Origin of the sequence: Pseudomonas sp. W15Feb34 (assembly GCF_023127765.1) — a bacterium.
Lineage (GTDB): Bacteria > Pseudomonadota > Gammaproteobacteria > Pseudomonadales > Pseudomonadaceae > Aquipseudomonas > Aquipseudomonas synxantha_A.
The window spans coordinates 241,606-259,799 of the sequence record NZ_SPKN01000044.1 but is presented as its reverse complement, the minus strand read 5'-3'; the positions used below and the strand labels follow the sequence as shown (position 1 = coordinate 259,799).

Below are 18,194 nucleotides of genomic sequence, written 5' to 3'. Positions count from 1 at the left end.
ATGGCGGTCTTTCAGTCAAGAAGTTCAGTGACTGTGACACCGCTATCGGGAGCAAGCCCCCTCCCACATTGGTTTCATGTCGGGATTAAAATAGGCTTTTAGCCTTTGCCCTTGGTCCGAGTCATATTCGGCCCACCATTCTTCTCCAAGTGCTGAATGATGATCCCCGCCACGTCCTTGCCGGTGGTGGTCTCGATCCCTTCCAGGCCCGGCGATGAGTTCACTTCCATCACCAGCGGCCCATGATTGGAGCGCAGGATATCCACGCCTGCCACGCTCAAGCCCATCACCTTGGCTGCCCGCAGTGCGGTCATGCGTTCTTCCGGTGTGATCTTGATCAGGCTGGCGCTGCCGCCACGGTGCAGATTGGAGCGGAACTCACCGGGCTTGGCCTGGCGCTTCATCGCCGCGATCACTTTGTCGCCCACCACGAAGCAGCGAATATCCGCGCCGCCGGCTTCCTTGATGTACTCCTGCACCATGATGTTCTGCTTGAGGCCCATGAACGCCTCGATCACCGATTCAGCTGCCGTCGCCGTTTCACACAGCACCACACCGATGCCTTGGGTGCCTTCCAGTACCTTGATCACCAGCGGTGCACCATTGACCATCTCGATCAGGTCAGGGATGTCATCCGGGGAGTGGGCAAAGCCGGTGACCGGCAAGCCGATACCCCGGCGTGACAGCAACTGCAGCGAACGCAGTTTGTCCCGCGAGCGGGCAATGGCCACGGACTCGTTGAGAGGAAACACCCCCATCATTTCAAACTGACGCAACACCGCGCAGCCATAAAACGTCACCGAAGCGCCGATACGCGGGATCACCGCATCAAAGCCTTCCAGGGGTTTGCCCCGGTAGTGGATCTGCGGCTTGTGGCTGGCAATGTTCATGTAGGCACGCAACGTGTCGATCACCACCATTTCATGGCCACGTTCAGTGCCGGCCTCGACCAGGCGGCGGGTGGAATACAGACGCGGGTTTCGCGACAGCACAGCAATCTTCATGCAGCACCTGGGGCAGAAATAGTGGAGACCGGGAACACCGGCTTGTCTTGAACGTACTTGACGCCTGGATTGACGACCAACTGGCCGTCAATCAACGCCTTGGAGCCCAGTAACAGGCGATAACGCATGGCTTTGCGACAGGCGAGGGTGAATTCCACCCGCCATACCCGGTCACCCAGCGCCAGGGTGGTGCTGATCACGTAGCGCACCTGCGCATGGCCGTTGGAGCTCTTGATGGTTTTCATCGTCACCAGGGGCGCTTCGCAGCGACGGTGGCGCAGTTGCACCACGCTGCCCAGGTGCGCGGTAAAGCGCACCCACTTTTCACCGTCGCGCTCAAACGGCTCGATATCGGTGGCATGCAGGCTTGAGGTGCTGGCACCGGTGTCGATCTTCGCGCGCAGGCCCGCCACTCCCAGGTCGGGAAGTGCCACCCATTCACGCAGACCCACAACGGTCAAATGGTCAAATGTCTTCAATATGGGTACCGGTCAATTTGCCCAGGCTTGAGGAGAAACCTTGGCCAGGGCATTGAATGCAGGTTTGGCGAACCAAAAACCCTGCATCAGAAATATTCCACAGTCGGAGAGGAAATCCCGCTCGCCAGCACTTTCGATGCCTTCGGCGATGACAGTAACTCCCAACTGCTCACAGATTGTGACAATCCCCCGGACGATCACCTGACGGACACGGTCTTGATCGACATCGCGAATCAACGCCATGTCGAGTTTGATCAGGTCGGGTTGGAAATCGGCCAGCAGGTTCAGCCCCGAATAGCCCGCACCGAAGTCGTCGATGGCGGTCTTGAAGCCGAATTCGCGATATTCACGCAGAATATTCGTCAAATGGCGATAGTTATCTACATGCTCGCTTTCCAGTGTCTCGAAAATCAGCCGGTCCAGCGGGAAATTGTGCGCCCGGGCGGCCTCCAGGGTGCTGCGAATACACAGTTCCGGACGGTATACGGCATTGGGCATGAAATTGATGGAAAGGTGAGTCTGCATGCCCAGCGCTGCGGCACCGGCAATGGCCTTGGTTCGGCAGCGCTGGTCGAAGCGGTAGCGATTGGTTTCGTTGACCTGGGCCAGCACCGAGAGCGCGCCTTCTCCCTGGGTACCGCGCACCAAGGCTTCGTTGGCGAATATCGAGTGGTCACGCAGGTCTACGATAGGCTGGTAGGCGAACGCAAAGTCGAACCCCAGAGGCTCGCTTTGCTGGCAACCCACGCACCGCTGGTTGGGCGAGGTGAGTGAAAGGGGGAAGTCGGTCACAGCGTATCCTCGCGAAAACAGGGTGCTACCTGGCGTATCTTAGGTGAGCCTTGGGGTTTATGCGTCGAAGGGTTTCAACGGTAAGGTTGCGACATTTTTCAGAGTGAGGAATTCAAGTGGGTCAAAAACAGGAAGAGGAAGAAAAGGTCCGACTGGACAAGTGGTTGTGGGCCGCGCGGTTCTACAAAACCCGTGCCCTGGCCAAGGCCGCAATCGAAAGCGGGAAGGTTCATCATCGCGGCGAGCGCTGCAAGCCGGGCAAGGAGCCACGTATCGGCGATGAGTTTCAGATTCGTACAGGGTTTGATGAAAAGACCGTCGTGGTGCAGGCGCTGTCTGTCGTGCGCCGTGGGGCACCCGAAGCGCAGGCGCTGTACACCGAGACCGAAGCGAGTATCGCCAAGCGCGAAAATGCAGCGGCCATGCGCAAGGCTGGAGCGACTGGAATGACCACCGATGGCAAGCCAAGCAAGAAGCAGCGCCGCGATCTATTCAAGTTCCGCGGCAGCGGCAACGACGATTGATTACGAATCTCCTGCCGGCAGCAGATCAAAATGTGGGAGGTGGCTTGCTGCCGATAGCAGAGTGTCAGCCATTACACTTGTGACTGAGCCACTGCAAATCGGGAGCAAGCCCCCTCCCACATTTAACCCGCGCATTTAAGGAGCGGTGCGTATGACGCTCAATCGCCCGATCACCGGCAGTTTTCCAAGCAACCCGAACACCGGCGCGGTTACCCGCAACAGGAACCCCGACACCTTCGCCCCAAACGGCGTGTAATACCCCCACCCCAGCGCCAACAGCGCCAGCAATACGCCACCTATGTAATCGTCCTGACCCCAGTGCGCGCCCGCAACCAGGCGCGGCATCATGAACAGCAGCGCCAGGCCCCAGATCACCAGCACCTGGCCGATGCGCTTGGCAAATACGGTCATGAACATCCCCCAGATCAACAGCACCGAGGCATGGTCGCCCGGGAAGCTCTGGCTGGAACGGTCCTTCAACTCCCAGGTTTTCTCCAGTCCCGGGAAAAAATCACTCATCTGAATCGCGCCGCTGATCACCATGGATGGGCTGCTGTGCTGCCAGCCCATATGCGCCGCGAGTTTGGAGAACAACATGCGAATAAACAGCAACAGCAGCAGAATGCCGAGAAAACCAAAAAACGCCTGGCGCACCTGCACGGCCTTGAACACCCAGTCGCCGCGGATCAGCAGCGTCAGCAAAATAACGCCGACCACTGCATCAAACGGCCGCAGGCTGGCCACGGCCCACACATGCAGCCAGGTCGAATTGGTGGCTAGCGGGCCATTGAGCAGATGAAACAGCCACTCGTCGAAAATCACACACAGCATCTGGCCCGTGGGCCACAGCCAAAAACACAGCAGTCCGATAGCGAGTAGATTGCAAAGAGCCCATCGCCGGAGGTTCCAGTTGGCTTGGAACAAACCCGGATTGTTCATAAACTGTCCCTCATCGCTCTATTCAGCTCCTTGAATTCAGGAGAAGTCGCACCAAGATGGTGCTAAAGCGTTTAATTTTATAAACCTTGTAATCATTTTGTCATCACTTCAGATACCCAGACCTATGACTGATCTACCGGATACCGACTTCACCCAACGCTTCATCTTCGATGAGAGCGATGCCCGCGGCGAGATGGTGTCGTTGGAGCTCAGCTATGCCGAAGTCCTTGCCAAGCACGCCTATCCGGAGCCGGTCGCGCAATTGCTCGGCGAGCTGATGGCCGCCGCGGCGCTGCTGGTTGGCACCATGAAGTTCGACGGGTTGCTGATCTTGCAGGCCCGTTCCGAAGGGCCGGTGCCAATGTTGATGATCGAGTGCTCCAGCGAGCGCGAAATCCGTGGCCTGGCCCGTTATGAAGCCGACCAGATCGCCGCGGACGCCACCCTGGCCGACCTGATGCCCAATGGCGTCCTGGCACTCACCGTCGACCCGACCGAAGGCCAACGCTACCAGGGCATTGTCGACCTCGATGGCCAAACCCTGTCGGAGTGCTTCACCAACTACTTCGTAATGTCCCAGCAGGTGGGCACCAAGTTCTGGCTTAACGCCGACGGCAAACGTGCCCGTGGTTTGCTGGTGCAACAATTGCCGGCCGACCGCATCAAGGATGAGGATGATCGTGCCGAAAGCTGGCGGCATATCATCGCCTTGGCTGATACGTTGAAGGCCGAAGAACTGCTGGGCCTGGACAACGAAACCATCCTGCACCGCCTTTACCATGAAGAGGCTGTGCGGTTGTTTGACTCGCAAGCCTTGCACTTTCATTGCAGCTGTTCGCGCGAGCGTTCAGGCAACGCCTTGGTCAGCCTGGGCCTGGAAGATGCGCAAAATCTGGTGGTGGAACACGGCGGCCATATCGAGATTGATTGCCAGTTCTGCAACCAGCGCTACCTGTTCGATGCCGCTGATGTAGCCCAATTGTTCGCCGGAGCGGGCATCGACACCCCTTCCGACACCCGCCACTAAAACGTTTAAGCACAGGTAAATCACCTGACAAACGCCGGATTAGAGGTGTTCTGACGGGAGGGCCCTACTCTTTTTGGGCTTTTCTGGCATAATCCGGCCCACTTTTTTCGCGGTAGTAGTGCGCAACTTTCTACTACAAAACGTTTGGAGCACTCGGCCATAGGCCGACGGGGAACCTCATGACGCAAGCCAATAACGCCGTATACACCGATCTGAGTGTTGACGATCTGGTCAAAGAAGCCCTGCAGCGCGGTGAAGGCGTGCTTGCCGATACTGGTGCGCTGGTTGTCGAAACCGGTCACCGCACCGGTCGTTCGCCGGTCGACCGTTTTATCGTTGAAGAGCCTTCCACCCAGGACGCCATTGCCTGGGGCCCGATCAACCGCAAGTTCCCGGCCGACAAGTTCGATGCCCTGTGGGCTCGCGTCGAGGCGTTCAACAACGCGCAAGAGCATTTCGTTTCCCATGTTCACGTAGGGGCCGCAGAAGACCACTACCTGGCCGTGAAAATGACCACCCAGACTGCCTGGCAGAACCTGTTCGGTCGTTGCCTGTTCATCAACCCGGCCCAGTACAACCCGGCCGGTCGTGAAGAGTGGCAAGTGCTCAACGTGGCTAACTTCGAGTGCGTGCCAGAGCGTGACGGCACCAACTCCGACGGTTGCGTGATCCTCAACTTCGCGCAGAAAAAAGTGCTGATCGCCGGTATGCGTTACGCCGGTGAAATGAAAAAAGCCATGTTCTCGGTGCAGAACTTCCTGCTGCCGGCCGCCGACGTACTGCCGATGCACTGCGCCGCCAACATTGGCGAAGCAGGCGACGTGACCCTGTTCTTCGGCCTGTCCGGCACCGGCAAGACCACCCTGTCGGCCGACGAAAGCCGTTACCTGATCGGTGACGACGAACACGGCTGGGGCGAAGGCGTAGTGTTCAACATCGAAGGCGGTTGCTATGCCAAGTGCATCGACCTGTCGGAGAAGAACGAGCCGGTTATCTGGAAAGCCATCAAGCACGGCGCCGTGCTGGAAAACGTCGTGATCGACGAGGCCAAGCACGCCGACTACGCTGATGTCAGCCTGACCCAGAACAGCCGTGCCGCCTACCCGCTGGAGCACGTTGCCAAGCGTTCCGAGAAGAACCTGGGCGGCGAGCCAAACGCAGTGATCTTCCTGACCTGCGACCTGACCGGCGTACTGCCGCCAGTGTCGATCCTCAGCGAAGAACAAGCGGCCTACCACTTCCTGTCCGGCTACACCGCGTTGGTGGGCTCGACTGAAATGGGTTCCGGCAGCGGTATCAAGTCGACCTTCTCCACCTGCTTCGGCGCGCCGTTCTTCCCGCGTCCGGCCGGCGAATACGCTGAGCTTTTGATCAAGCGTATCCGTGGTTTCGGCTCCAAGGTCTACCTGGTCAACACCGGCTGGACCGGCGGCGGCTACGGCGTTGGCAAGCGCTTCAACATCCCGACTACTCGCGGCGTGATCGCCGCGATCCAGAGCGGCGCGTTGATCGGTGCGCAAACCGAGCACCTGGACACCATCAACCTCGACGTGCCGTTGGCCGTGCCGGGCGTTGAGACGGGTCTGTTGAACCCACGCAACACCTGGGCTGACAAAGCCGCCTACGACGAAGCTGCGAAAGCGCTGGCTGGCCTGTTCATCGAGAACTTCAAGAAGTTTGAAGTGAGCGATGCGATCAAGGCTGCGGGTCCTAAGTTGTAAGACTTAGCTGTTGTGAAAAAGCCGCCTCCTGTAGGCGGCTTTTTTGTGCGTACAGGGTTAGTGGGCGATGTGCAGCAGCACCGCGCCGACCAGCACCAGCACAACCCCGAGCACCTGTACCGCCGACAAGCGCTCCTTGAAAAACACAAACCCCAGGATCGCCGCAATACCGCCCGATAGCGTACTGATCACCGTCACCACCGATACCGACCCTGCCATCGCACCCCACGAAAACGCCGAGAACCCGCCGAGGTTCATCAGGCTCGCACCGGTCAACGTCGCGCAATTTTTCAGCGGTGGGATTCTCAGGCCGTCCTTGATCTTCAGCACCATCACCACCAGCACGCACAGGCCCACCAGGTACCCCAACCACAACATGGTGATCGGCCCCAGTGCCGGTAGTGTGTAGCGACCTTGCAGCCAGAAACTGGTGCCGTACAGCGTTGCTGCGAGCATGGCGTAGGCGATGGACAGGCGCGGGTTGTTGTGGGGCGTACCGTTGTCCTTGTGGATGCTGGACAGGACCACGCCGATCACGCACAGGGCGATGCAGCCCAGTTGTATCAGGCTGATGTGCTCACCGCTGGCCCAGGACAGCAGGGTGGTCACCACGCCATAGGACGTGACCAATGGCGCGACGATGGCGGCTTTGCCCAGGGCGAAAGCCTTGGACAGCGCGAGGGCTCCAGAGACGGTCAGCAGGGCCGCTGCGATGCCCAGGAGCCAGACGCTCAACGGCGCATCGAGGGATTTGAACAGGAAGGCCGGGAAAATGACCAGCAGCAGAGTCATGATCAGAAAGCCAAGGGCTTGGCCGAAATACACCGCGCGTTTAACGCCAACGGCGCGGGCATTGAGGCCCACGAGAAAGTCCGTGCCACCCCAGAGCAGGGCGGCCAGCAGGCCCATTAGTACGTCCATGTAAGCTCCTTGTTATGCATACCGCTCGCCAGATTAACGCAGAACCAATGTGGGAGGGGGCTTGCCCCCGATGGCGGTGAATCAGTCAGCTTATCTATAGCTGACCCACCGCAATCGGGGGCAAGCCCCCTCCCACATTTGGATCTCAGTGCTCTTGGGATCAGCTCAGGTTTTCCAAGGTCTGCGTGTCCCACCTTTGGGTCTTGATCGCCAGGTAGAGCATACCGATGGTCAGCGGTATTTTGTCGCCACGGCCTTTGGCGCGCCGCTTCAAGAATACGTCGAACATCGGCGGCTGAAAGTAACGATAAGCGTCGTAGTCGCTTAGGTCGACCCCAAAATCCAGTTCCAGCGCCTCCATGAATTGCTTGGCCTCAACGCCATCGCAAGCAAGGTCGAAGTTGAGCGAGGTTTGCAGGCGAATGGTCTTGTGTTGCGGCAGACCGATTTCTTCATGCAGCAATTGCAGGAGCTGCTGCATGACGGGGTCTTCGGGGAAGTGGGGGGCCAGGTTCATGGTGGGGGCACGTAGGAGTGGGTGAGGGGGCCTGTTACGCTTCAGGCGGTATTTGTTTCGAGTGATAAAGAGAGCCAAGCCTATCAAGAACAGTGCCAGGGGAAGGAGTTGAATGTTCAGAATGATGGCGACGTAGGGCAGCCAGAACAATAGAACCAGTCCCGTTATGATGAAGGTAACGGCGAAACGCTTTCTTAATGAGCAGTCGGTTATTTGGTAGTGCAGCAAAAGGTATAGCCCGATAAAGCACACTAATTGCAGGTAGAGGTTCATGGCTCATGGCACCTCTTCGCTTCGAGTGTCTGGGTATCCCAGTGCTTGGCTTTGACAGCCTGATAGAGCATGTCGATGGTAAGTGGGAGCTTTTCCTCACTGCCTCTTTCTACATATCGCAAATGTGCGTCAAGGCTGCGGTGTTTGAAGTAGCGGCTGTTTTTGTAGTCGCCTGATCTCAGGCCAAATTCTTGCTTCAGTACCCTCATTAATTGCTTGGCTTCGGTACTGCTACAGCCAAGATCATGATTGACCGATGTGTCGAGGGTGATCGCCTTGTGCTTGGGCAGGCCGATACCTTCGTGCAGGACTTGCAGAAGGTGAAGCATGATCGGGTCGTCAGGGAAGTCAGGCGCAAGGTTCAAGATTGGGGCAATCAACAAAGGGTGAGTGGTTTTTACTCTGCGATAGATATTCGGGGTGCTCAGCAACCCGATGCCTGTCACGAAGGCGACTATCGGCAGGCTTTCAAGCTGTGCCCCTATGGTCCAAGAAGTGGCATACAACAGAACTGTTGGGCCTGTTATCAATAGACAGAGCCCAAGCCATTTTCTGAGTACGGGCAACTTTATTGTCTTATCAATAACGGCGGCCAGTACTAGGAAGAGAAGCAGATTGATCCACTGCATGTGTTCATTCACCGCACTAGCCACCTTGGAACTGCCGAACCATTGCCGACAATGATCGCTGAGGACCAATTCCGCCGTTGACCTGTGCGTCGACGCCGATAACAACGTCACCGGCGTGATAGCTGCGAATAATGCCTTTAGTCGTCAGGCTAACAGCTGCTCCGGCAGCGAGCCCAATTGGAGGCGATACCAGGCTCATTGGAGCTGATACTGCGCCGCCGATGAGTCCTGCAACGATTTCCCCGCGAACGTTGAGCAAGTCAGCTCGTTGCCGGGTCAGCGGTTTGGAGATAGCAACAGTCATCTTGCAAGGCAAATCACGGGCAAGCATTTTTTCGTAGAGATCGACTAGTCGATGACGCACCTCGTTTGCGCTGGAGCCAGCTTCTAATAAACACAGCTTTGCCAGCACGTGTCGGTGGGTTGGTAAAATCGTAAGGCGAATCACCGTGAAAGTGATGCCATAGTGACCGACATATTGAGTCCTTTCGATGTTCACAAATTTATGCCGACAGAGCTTGGAGAGGGCTCTAGTTTCGCTCAGGCGAAAGGTATTTCCGTAGAGGGCGAGCGATTGTTTGAAGCAGTTTGGGAAGCGGACGACGCGCCATTTGGTGGTTTCTTACAGTGGTTTCCTGGGTTTACGGCTTGATACCGATTTGGCAGGCTGAACTGGCAAAAAGTGGGAGCCGGGCTTGCCCGCGATGGCGGTGCGTCAGGTTTAAAAAATATAGCCCGATACGCCGCCATCGCAGGCAAGCCAGCTCCCACACGTTTAGCTGTGTAGCGGATCGCTTTGTGTTGGTTGGTCGGCCGCTGGTCGCATTTGCACGTGTTGAGTAGCTTCGAGCAAATCACAGCCGTCCTGAACGAGCAGGTACAGCGCATTGATGATGTGAGAAATGTCTTTGAGGTCGGCGTGTTCGAAGGTCAGGCAAGAGAAGGTTTCCACTAAATCGCTGGCGGCGCGGATACGCTGGTGGGCGGCGGATTGGATGTCATCACAGTGTTCCAATACAGATTCAAAGAAATACGCCAGAGGAGCTGGCACGTTTGTCTCTGCTGTTTTTCGGGTGACCAAACCCGGTCGCTGATTTGGCAGCGACGAGCTGAACCTTAGAAGTGAGGTTGTTCTCGAGCAATAAACATATGGTTTAGTCGTTCGCGGTTCGATCAGGCTCTGGGAGGCTTACTGATACACCGCTCAAAAATCGCCTCCAGTCCTCGATAGTCACACGCCACCGCATCAATATTCGCGGGTATCCATGCCGCGTGTTTCACCAGCCACCAATTCACCGAAAATCCCGCATTCACGATGATCTGTTCAAAGAGGATCCGCTGAGCCCGTCCATTGCCTTCACGGAAGGGATGGATGACATTCAGATCGCCATAAGCTTCAGCGATGTGGTGAACGAGATCGGCCTGGGACGCGCCGGTATACCAATTGGCTTCCTGCATATGCCGACTGATCTTCGCCGCTTCCGGCGGGATGCGCTCCGGGGTGCAGAACAGCGTCTCACCTTTCTGGATGTTGACGCTGCGCAGTTCACCGGCCCAATCGTAGATGTCACCGAACAGGACGCGGTGGATGTGTTGCAGACGATCAAGGTCGTAGGGCGGCGGAAAAAGCGGAAGGTTGCCTACTGCAATCTCGGATAACTCCCGCTCTGCCTCGTGCAGGCGGTGTTCATCGAGCAAATCGAGGCGGTTGCGCAGGACGCTGCTACCGGGGTAGCAGTACGGGTCCTGGCCCACCCCGTATTTGTCGAGCATCAGCGTGAGGTATTGCGGTATTTGGCCAGGACGGCTTCGCGGGTCGGCAGGGGCTTGTCGACATCGGTCGGTTGGGTATCGAACCCTTCCAGGCGCAGGCTGGCCAGGTAATTGGAACGGCGGATCTTGTGATAGTGATCCTGCTTTTGCTCAAACGTCAGTTCGCTCATTGCAGCGTACTCCTGGGTAGCAAGGCTGTGATTGTAGCGCAATGCTTCAGGGGGAAGGCAGTATAAAAACCAAGTCGTAACCTGTATCAAAATCCTGCCGAAGATCTTAATTCAATGTGAGTTTTCGCAATATTCCCCGTCGGCCCTGGGCCATCCCCTGCCTGTGTATCATCCTGTCTCTTATTTCCTTGCGACCTTTCTCGATTCGCCGAACTTACTGGGCTACGTTTTTAAGCCACGTTCAGCGGTCAATGGAGTGACAGCCTTATGCACGACACCCTCCAGCAGGTCTTTGGTTATCCGCAGTTTCGCCTGGGCCAGGAAGAGACGGTCAGCGCCGTCCTGGCCGGGCGTCCGGCAGCAGCAATTTTCCCTACGGGGTCGGGTAAATCTTTGTGCTACCAGCTGTCGGCGGTGTTGCTGCCGCACCTGACGCTGGTGGTGTCGCCTTTACTGGCGTTGATGCAGGATCAATTGGGGTTTCTGCAGCGCCATGGCATTTCGGCAGGCAGTATCGATTCGGCCCAGAGCCGTGATGAGGCCAACGATGTGATGGCCCGTGCGCGTTCGGGCGAGCTGAAAATCCTGATGATTTCCGTGGAGCGCTTGAAGAACGAGCGCTTTCGTAACTTTTTGCACAGCGTGCAGATTTCGCTGCTGGTGGTGGACGAGGCGCACTGCATCTCCGAGTGGGGCCACAACTTCCGCCCGGACTATTTGAAGCTGCCGGACTACCAGCGCCAGTTCAATATCCCACAAGCGTTGCTGCTGACGGCCACGGCGACGCCCAAGGTAATCGCCGACATGCAGGCCAAGTTCGCGATTGCCCCCGGGGATGTGGTGACCACCGGCTTCTATCGGCCCAACCTCAACCTGCTGGTGGAACCGGTCAGCGGTCAGCACAAGCGCCGCAGGTTGGTTGAATGGATGCAGGAGCGGGCCAACCAACCGAGCATCGTCTATGTCACTTTGCAAAAAACCGCCGAGCAGATTGCCGAGCATCTGAACCGCCACGGCATTCAGGCCGAGGCTTACCACGCGGGGCTGCCCCACGATAAACGCGAGGGCATCCAGCAGCGTTTCATGGGTGGGCGCTCCAATTGCATTGTCGCGACGATCGCGTTCGGCATGGGCATCGATAAAAGCGATATCCGCAATGTGGTGCACTTCGACCTGCCAAAGTCCATCGAGAACTACAGCCAGGAAATCGGCCGTGCAGGGCGTGACGGGCAATCATCGGATTGCCTGGTGTTGGCCAATCGCGACAGCCTCAATGTGCTGGAAAATTTCGTCTACGGCGACACGCCGGAGCAAGAGGGCATTGGCCGTGTCCTCGAGGAGTTGCAGGCCGCACGCAGTGAAGGGCAGTGGGAGTTCCTGCTCAGGTCGTTGTCCGATCACAGCAATATTCGCGAGCTGCCACTCAAGACGCTGCTGGTGCAGTTGGAACTCAAGGGTGTGATCGCGCCGCGCTACGCGTTTTATGCCGAATACCGTTTCAAGTACCTGGTCGAGCCCGACGCTTTGCTCGCACGTTTTTCCGGCGAGCGGCAGCAGTTCGTCGCGGCGATCATCCAGGTGTGCAAGCGTGCGAAAACCTGGGCAACGGTGGATTTCGACGCGCTGTATCAACAGCACAATGCCGAGCGCAGCCGGGTGGTCAAGGCGCTGGATTACTTCCAGGAGCAGGGCCTGATCGAGCTGGAAAGCAAACAGATGACCGAGGTCTACAGTTTGCTCGACACCGATTTCGATACAGTGGTGTTGAGCGCCGAGTTATACACAGGCTTCAAGCAGCATGAAGTGACGGAGGTGGCGCGGATTCACGCCATGCTCGACCTGTTCGCCACCGAGCACTGCCTGGGGCAGCGCCTGGCGCAGTACTTTGGTGATGAAAACGCTCCCCTGCGTTGTGGACATTGTTCGGTGTGCCACGGCCATGTCGCGTATCTGCCGCCTCCGCCAAGCCTGCCGCCGCTTGTGGATAAAAGCTTTATGGGGCTGTGCGGCGATTTTATCCACAGGCATCATGAGCACACTGGCGAGCTACCCAGTGCCGAGCGGCTGACGCGGTTTCTTGGCGGTATCAGCGTGCCGTTGTTTACCAAGTTGAAGGCGCGGGGCATTCCCGGTTTCGCCGCGCTGGAGGACTACCCCTACGCCGAAGTGCGCGAATGGGCCCGCGCTCAATTAGACCTACTCTGAAGAGACTTGCCGATGCCTGACTCAACGCCCCTGCGCGCCGATTACCGCTACTTCCAGCCGATCACCACGCGTTGGCACGACAACGATGCCTACGGCCATGTGAACAACGTCACCTACTACAGCTTTTTCGATACGGCGGTGAATACCTACCTGATTGAACAGGGCGGGCTAGATATTCACGACGGTGAGGTGGTGGGATTCGTGGTGAGTTCGGCGTGCGATTATTTTGCGTCGATTGCCTTTCCCGAGCGCATTGAAATCGGCCTGCGAGTGGGCAAGTTGGGCAACAGTTCGGTGCAGTATGAGCTGGCGGTGTTCAAGGCAGGCGAAGAAGAAGCCTGTGCGGCGGGGCGCTTTGTGCATGTGTTTGTGGATCGGGCCTCGAACCAGCCTGTGCCGATACCGGGGATGTTGCGCGAGGCGTTGCAGCGACTGGTGGTCTGACCTTGCGGCACCCCATGTGGGAGGGGGCTTGCTCCTCCCACATTAGTACTGAGGTGCTCTTCAGAGCTTACCGATGACGGTAGTGGTGCTTGTTCTTGCGATGCCCATAGGCATGACCACGGCCTGGATGGCCATCGCGGTAGTAGCGACGGTCGTCACGGTCGCGGTCGCGATAACGGCGGTCGTCGCGGTCACTTTCGTTACCCATGTAGTTGCCCAGTGCACCGCCCGCGCCACCGCCGGCCGCCGAGCCGATCAGTGCGCCGGTACTGCCGCCGACACTGCGGCCCACGACGTTGCCGCCAGCTGCGCCCAGTGCGCCGCCAATGGCGGCTTCGCCACGGCTGCGCTTGTCGGCGCCGACCGCACTACCACCCGCGCCGCCCAGGGCCGCGCCGATGGTCGAACCGGTATTGCCGCCCAGCTGCTGGCCGACAACAGAACCTAGAACCCCGCCCAATGCGCCGCCTACACCGGCTTCGGTGGTGCCACCGGCCATGGCTGCGCCACTGACCAGGCCAAGGGACAACAAGAGAATCGAGGAGAACTTCATTCAGGGAAACCTCAAGGGGATGACGGCGCGATCCTGAGGTTGTATCGAGCCGCTGACAATCGAAATCCGACCGGCGGCAGAGGTTGTATACAATTTGCTAAGTTGCTGTTTTGTATGGGGAACTTAAGTTGTTTTTACAGGTCTTTAGTTACTTCGGAACGGCCGCTTTTATGCAAAAGCGGCCTTTTTTGTGCCCGTAGAATATGTAGAGATTGTGCGGGCCTCGAAAGCGGTCATTCAAACAACAAAGATCCCGGGTCAGGCCGAGCGCGCCATGATCAACCCAGTATCACTCGCCGCCTCCAGACGAATTGCGACGAACTTCGACGTTGGCGTATGGCTGCCGTCGCCGGTGCTTTCCAACGGCACCAGTGGGTTCACTTCCGGGTAGTACGCTGCCGCCTGTCCGGCCGGAATATCAAACGCCAGCAAGGTAAAGCCCTTCACCCGGCGCTCACGGCCGTCCTCCCACAGCGACACAATGTCGGCCTTCTGCCCTGGCTTGAAGCCCAGGCGGATGATGTCGGCTTCGTTGACGAACAGCACGTCACGCTGGCCCTTGACGCCACGGTAACGGTCGTCCAGGCCGTAAATAGTGGTGTTGTACTGATCGTGGGAGCGCATCGACTGCATGATCAGGTCTGGTACCCGGCCCGTGGCGTGGGTGCGTTCGTGGATCAGGTCTTTGGGCAGGATGTTAGGGCGGAAACTGGCGCGGCCCGACGGCGTGTTCCAGCGACGTGCGCCGGCCGAGTTGCCAAGGTAAAAACCACCTGGGTGCTTGATGCGTTCGTTGAAATCCTTGAAGCCCGGGATGGTGTCGGCGATCAGGTCGCGGATGCGCCCGTAGTCGGCTACCAGCCAGTTCCAGTCCACCGGTGTGCTGCCCAGGGTGGCGGCGGCAATTCCGGCCAGGATCGCGGGCTCGGATTTCATCAGCGCCGACAGCGGTTGCAGTTGGCCATTGGAGCCATGGACCATGCTGAACGAATCTTCCACCGTCACCGCTTGCGGGCCGTCGGCCTGGATGTCGATATCAGTACGGCCCAGGCACGGCAGGATCAGTGCGTCTTTACCGTGCATCAGGTGGCTGCGGTTGAGCTTGGTGCTGATTTGCACGGTGAGGTCGCAATTGCGCAGGGCTTCGAAGGTACGCGGGCTGTCTGGCGTGGCTTGGGCGAAGTTGCCGCCCAGGCCGATAAACACCTTGGAGCGGCCTTCGAGCATGGCGTGAATCGCTTCCACCACGTTGTGACCATTGTCTCGCGGCACCTGAAACTGGAAACGACGCTCCAGCGCGTCAAGGAACGCCACCGGTGGGCGCTCGTTGATGCCCATGGTTCGATCGCCCTGCACGTTGCTGTGACCGCGCACGGGGCACAGGCCGGCACCAGGGCGGCCGATATTGCCACGCAGTAGCATCAGGTTGGCGATTTCCTGGATGGTTGGCACCGAGTGACGGTGCTGGGTAATCCCCATTGCCCAGCACATGATCACGTTCTTGCCTTTGGCGTACATGCGCGCCGCTTGCTCGATCTCGACCAGGGTCAGGCCGGATTGCTCGACGATTTCTTCCCATGAGGTGTCGTCGATCTGGCCCAGATACTCCAAAACGTTGGCGGTGTGCTCATTGAGAAAGTCATGGTCGAATACCGCTTCCTTGCCTTCGGCCAGCGCTTGGCGTTCCCACAGCAGCAGGAACTTGGCCATGCCGCGCAGAATCGCCATGTCGCCGCCCAGGGCCGGGCGGAAGTAGGCAGTGTTGGTCGGCTTGTCGCCGTTAGTGAGCATTTCGAGCGGATGTTGCGGGTGCTGGAAGCGCTCCAGGCCGCGCTCTTTCAGGGGGTTGATGCACACCACCTGGGCACCGCGCTTCACCGCTTCGCGCAACGGTTCAAGCATGCGCGGGTGGTTGGTGCCGGGGTTCTGGCCCCAGACGAAAATAGCGTCGGCATGTTCGAAGTCGTCAAAGGTCACGGTGCCTTTGCCCACGCCCACACTCTGCGCCAGGGCTACGCCGCTGGCTTCGTGGCACATGTTCGAGCAGTCCGGGAAATTGTTGGTGCCGTAGGCGCGCACAAACAACTGATACAGGTAGGCGGCTTCGTTGCTGGCGCGACCCGAGGTGTAGAACTCGGCCATGTTCGGGCTGGGCAAGGCGTTGAGGTGCTTGCCGACCAAGTCAAATGCCGCATCCCAGCTGATGGGGGTGTAGCGGTCGGTTTGTGCGTCATAGCGCATCGGCTCGGTCAGGCGGCCCTGATATTCCAGCCAATAGTCGCTTTGCTCCAGCAATGCCGTGACGCTGTGCTTGGCGAAGAAGGCTGCATCGACGCGGCGCTTGGTGGCTTCCCAGTTGACCGCCTTGGCGCCGTTTTCGCAGAACTTGACCATGCCGCTTTCCGGCGAGTCGCCCCAGGCGCAGCCCGGGCAGTCGAAGCCGCCGTTCTGGTTGGTCTTGAGCATCATGCGCAGGTTTTTAAGCGCGTTATCGCTGGTCAGCCAGGCTTGTGCCACGCTGATCAGGGCGCCCCAGCCGCCGGCCGGGCCTTTATAAGGCTTGTAGCGCGGAGTTGGGGTTTGGTCGGCTTGGTGGTGAAGGCTCATGGCTGGTGCTCCATCGCTGGGCTGTAGACCCGTGGCGCGCTTTTCTGCGGCAGGTGGATGAGATTGAGGTTGTGCCGGCGTGCCCATTGCAAGGCCAGGCCGGTGGGCGACGACAGGCTGACCAGGGTCTGGATGCCTGCACGCAAGACTTTCTGGATCAATTCAAGGCTGCAGCGGCTGGTAACAATCGCCAGGCCGCCGTCGGTCGGAATCTTTTGGCGGATCAACGCGCCGATCAATTTATCCAAGGCGTTATGCCGGCCGATGTCTTCACGGCCCAACAGCAATTCGCCTTGATCGTTCATAAACACCGCCGCGTGCACTGCACCGCTGTACTGGCCCAACGGTTGGAACGCACTGATGCGCTGGCGCAGGCCGTCGAGCCATTGCGCTGGCGGCAAGGGCGCGCCGGGCAGCACTTGAAGGTCGGGCAGGGCCTGCTCAACCGCTTCTACACCGCACAGGCCGCAGCCGCTGGTGCCCGCTAATTGGCGGCGCTGCTGCTTGAGGTTCCAGAAGGCGCGGCTGGAAATCTGTACCTGAGCATACTGAGCGGAGCCCGCGCCGCTGATTTTGAGATCATAAATATCGCTAACGTCGGCAATAATGCCGCTGCCGAGGCTGAAGCCGACGATAAAATCCTCAAGATCAGTCGGTGTGACCAACATGACAGCCTGACTGATATCGTTATAGGCAATGGCCAACGCCACCTCTTCGGCCAACGCAGTGCTGCCGACTTCAGTGTGTTCAAGATTGCAGTATTGGTAGCTCTGGCTGGCGGCGGGCGCGGGCGTTTCAAGGGCGGGCGCCGCGCAGGTTGGGCGCTTGGCGTTCATGGGGCAGTACCACCGACGGATTGATCAGTGTTCAGACTAGGCGCGACAAAGGGTCGCGTCTAATTGCCAGTATTGATGTATTGATAGATGGCGTCGATCAAGGTTCCCGCCCATTTCGCCGGGGGCTTATTCCAGGGACGGCGGATCTGGATACTTTTGAGTCTTTAGCCGGTTTGGAACCCAAGTCTGCTGGACTGGTCTAGTCTTGGGCATCTGGAAATTAAATCCCAAGGAGAGCGCACCATGAGTATTTTTAGCTTTATCAAAGAAGCCGGCGAAAAGATTGTCGACCTGTTGACGCCGGGTAATGCGAACGCCAGTGAGCAGCTGAAGGAACATGTGAGCAAGGTGGGCCTGGGTAATCCAAACGTGCAGACCATGGTGGATGGCGACAAGGTCACTGTGACTGGTGAAGTGGCGAGCCAGGAAGAGAAAGAAAAGATCCTTTTGGCACTGGGCAACATTGCCGGCGTGGCAAGCGTAGATGACCAGATCACTGTCACCGGCCCTGCAGTTGCCGCGGCTCGCTTCGTCGTGGTGAAAAAGGGCGACACACTCAGCGCGATTTCTCTCGCGGTGTACGGTAACGCAAACCAGTACAACAAGATTTTCGAGGCTAACAAGCCGCTGCTGTCGCACCCGGACAAAATCTATCCAGGCCAGACACTGCGTATCCCTGAGTAATACGCAGGACAAAATGTGGGAGGGGGCTTGCTCCCGATGGCGGTGGTTCAGTCACCTGATACTTGGCTGATACACCGCTATCGGGAGCAAGCCCCC

Annotated in this window: 20 protein-coding genes; 6 read left to right on the top strand and 14 right to left on the bottom strand. The window is 58.3% G+C overall.

The genetic code is table 11. The features are described 5' to 3' along the window. Positions 1-98: 98 nt before the first annotated feature. From rimK to E4O97_RS21145, 3 genes are read right to left on the bottom strand one after another with little or no spacing between them, the layout of a single operon-like run. Positions 99-1,004: a 30S ribosomal protein S6--L-glutamate ligase gene (gene rimK / locus E4O97_RS21155; RefSeq protein WP_003187674.1), complete on the bottom strand. Its 906-nt coding sequence runs from the start codon at positions 1,002-1,004 to the stop codon at positions 99-101. Then, a complete protein-coding gene (locus E4O97_RS21150) occupies positions 1,001-1,465 on the bottom strand; it encodes an ATP-dependent zinc protease (protein WP_169986753.1) in 465 nt (154 codons plus the stop codon). Before E4O97_RS21150 ends, rimK begins: the two co-directional genes overlap by 4 nt. A 30-nt stretch (positions 1,466-1,495) precedes the next feature. Next, the gene (locus E4O97_RS21145) at positions 1,496-2,275 is read right to left on the bottom strand and encodes an EAL domain-containing protein (RefSeq protein ID WP_078820035.1); all 780 of its coding nucleotides are present in this window, start codon (positions 2,273-2,275) and stop codon (positions 1,496-1,498) included. A 116-nt stretch (positions 2,276-2,391) separates the two neighbouring features. Here E4O97_RS21145 and E4O97_RS21140 point away from each other — a divergent pair, with 116 nt between their 5' ends. Continuing rightward, on the top strand, positions 2,392-2,799 hold the full coding sequence (locus tag E4O97_RS21140; RefSeq protein WP_005783819.1) for a S4 domain-containing protein: 408 nt from the start codon (positions 2,392-2,394) through the stop codon (positions 2,797-2,799). 135 nt (positions 2,800-2,934) lie between these two features. Here the strand turns inward: E4O97_RS21140 and E4O97_RS21135 are convergent, their stop codons facing one another. Further along, the gene (locus tag E4O97_RS21135) at positions 2,935-3,738 is read right to left on the bottom strand and encodes a phosphatase PAP2 family protein (RefSeq protein WP_248133280.1); all 804 of its coding nucleotides are present in this window, start codon (positions 3,736-3,738) and stop codon (positions 2,935-2,937) included. A gap of 124 nt (positions 3,739-3,862) precedes the next feature. On the opposite strand from E4O97_RS21135, the gene hslO reads away from it, so the two are divergent. Then, complete coding sequence (hslO, locus tag E4O97_RS21130; RefSeq protein ID WP_005783822.1) at positions 3,863-4,765, top strand: Hsp33 family molecular chaperone HslO; 903 nt, start codon at positions 3,863-3,865, stop codon at positions 4,763-4,765. Between the two features lie 179 nt (positions 4,766-4,944). Beyond that, entirely contained in the window at positions 4,945-6,486 is a 1,542-nt protein-coding gene (locus tag E4O97_RS21125) for a phosphoenolpyruvate carboxykinase (protein ID WP_005783824.1), read from the top strand. 57 nt (positions 6,487-6,543) lie between these two features. Here E4O97_RS21125 and E4O97_RS21120 read toward each other — a convergent pair whose 3' ends face one another. The 7 genes from E4O97_RS21120 to E4O97_RS21090 form a co-directional block, all read right to left on the bottom strand. Then, a complete protein-coding gene (locus E4O97_RS21120) occupies positions 6,544-7,407 on the bottom strand; it encodes a DMT family transporter (RefSeq protein WP_248162118.1) in 864 nt (287 codons plus the stop codon). Positions 7,408-7,567: 160 nt separating this feature from the next. Then, complete coding sequence (locus E4O97_RS27565) at positions 7,568-7,924, bottom strand: DUF1493 family protein (RefSeq protein WP_348984553.1); 357 nt, start codon at positions 7,922-7,924, stop codon at positions 7,568-7,570. Between the two features lie 269 nt (positions 7,925-8,193). After that, positions 8,194-8,826 (bottom strand): DUF1493 family protein, encoded by a 633-nt coding sequence (locus tag E4O97_RS21110; RefSeq protein WP_236648041.1) that lies wholly within the window; start codon positions 8,824-8,826, stop codon positions 8,194-8,196. 16 nt (positions 8,827-8,842) lie between these two features. After that, entirely contained in the window at positions 8,843-9,325 is a 483-nt protein-coding gene (locus E4O97_RS21105) for a hypothetical protein (RefSeq protein ID WP_248162114.1), read from the bottom strand. A gap of 276 nt (positions 9,326-9,601) precedes the next feature. After that, complete coding sequence (locus tag E4O97_RS21100; protein WP_032878404.1) at positions 9,602-9,877, bottom strand: hypothetical protein; 276 nt, start codon at positions 9,875-9,877, stop codon at positions 9,602-9,604. Between the two features lie 122 nt (positions 9,878-9,999). Continuing rightward, entirely contained in the window at positions 10,000-10,599 is a 600-nt protein-coding gene (locus E4O97_RS21095) for a putative adenosine monophosphate-protein transferase Fic (RefSeq protein WP_078820040.1), read from the bottom strand. Further along, positions 10,599-10,769 carry a YhfG family protein gene (locus E4O97_RS21090; RefSeq protein ID WP_003187692.1) on the bottom strand — a complete coding sequence of 57 codons (171 nt, stop codon included), beginning with the start codon at positions 10,767-10,769 and terminating at the stop codon, positions 10,599-10,601. Before E4O97_RS21090 ends, E4O97_RS21095 begins: the two co-directional genes overlap by 1 nt. Before the next feature lie 267 nt (positions 10,770-11,036). On the opposite strand from E4O97_RS21090, the gene E4O97_RS21085 reads away from it, so the two are divergent. Next, on the top strand, positions 11,037-12,974 hold the full coding sequence (locus E4O97_RS21085; protein WP_248162112.1) for a RecQ family ATP-dependent DNA helicase: 1,938 nt from the start codon (positions 11,037-11,039) through the stop codon (positions 12,972-12,974). A gap of 12 nt (positions 12,975-12,986) precedes the next feature. After that, positions 12,987-13,418, top strand: coding sequence for a thioesterase family protein (locus E4O97_RS21080; protein ID WP_032878401.1), 432 nt, complete (start codon positions 12,987-12,989; stop codon positions 13,416-13,418). A 67-nt stretch (positions 13,419-13,485) separates the two neighbouring features. On the opposite strand, the gene E4O97_RS21075 is transcribed toward E4O97_RS21080, so the two are convergent. The 3 genes from E4O97_RS21075 to fdhD all read right to left on the bottom strand — a co-directional run bounded on the left by E4O97_RS21075 (position 13,486) and on the right by fdhD (position 17,414). Continuing rightward, positions 13,486-13,971 carry a glycine zipper domain-containing protein gene (locus E4O97_RS21075; protein WP_005783837.1) on the bottom strand — a complete coding sequence of 162 codons (486 nt, stop codon included), beginning with the start codon at positions 13,969-13,971 and terminating at the stop codon, positions 13,486-13,488. A gap of 258 nt (positions 13,972-14,229) precedes the next feature. Continuing rightward, complete coding sequence (locus E4O97_RS21070) at positions 14,230-16,578, bottom strand: FdhF/YdeP family oxidoreductase (protein WP_248133275.1); 2,349 nt, start codon at positions 16,576-16,578, stop codon at positions 14,230-14,232. Beyond that, a complete protein-coding gene (gene fdhD / locus E4O97_RS21065; RefSeq protein WP_005783839.1) occupies positions 16,575-17,414 on the bottom strand; it encodes a formate dehydrogenase accessory sulfurtransferase FdhD in 840 nt (279 codons plus the stop codon). Before fdhD ends, E4O97_RS21070 begins: the two co-directional genes overlap by 4 nt. A 243-nt stretch (positions 17,415-17,657) precedes the next feature. Here fdhD and lysM point away from each other — a divergent pair, with 243 nt between their 5' ends. After that, on the top strand, positions 17,658-18,098 hold the full coding sequence (gene lysM, locus E4O97_RS21060; protein ID WP_248162111.1) for a peptidoglycan-binding protein LysM: 441 nt from the start codon (positions 17,658-17,660) through the stop codon (positions 18,096-18,098). The last annotated feature ends 96 nt before the right edge of the window (positions 18,099-18,194 follow it).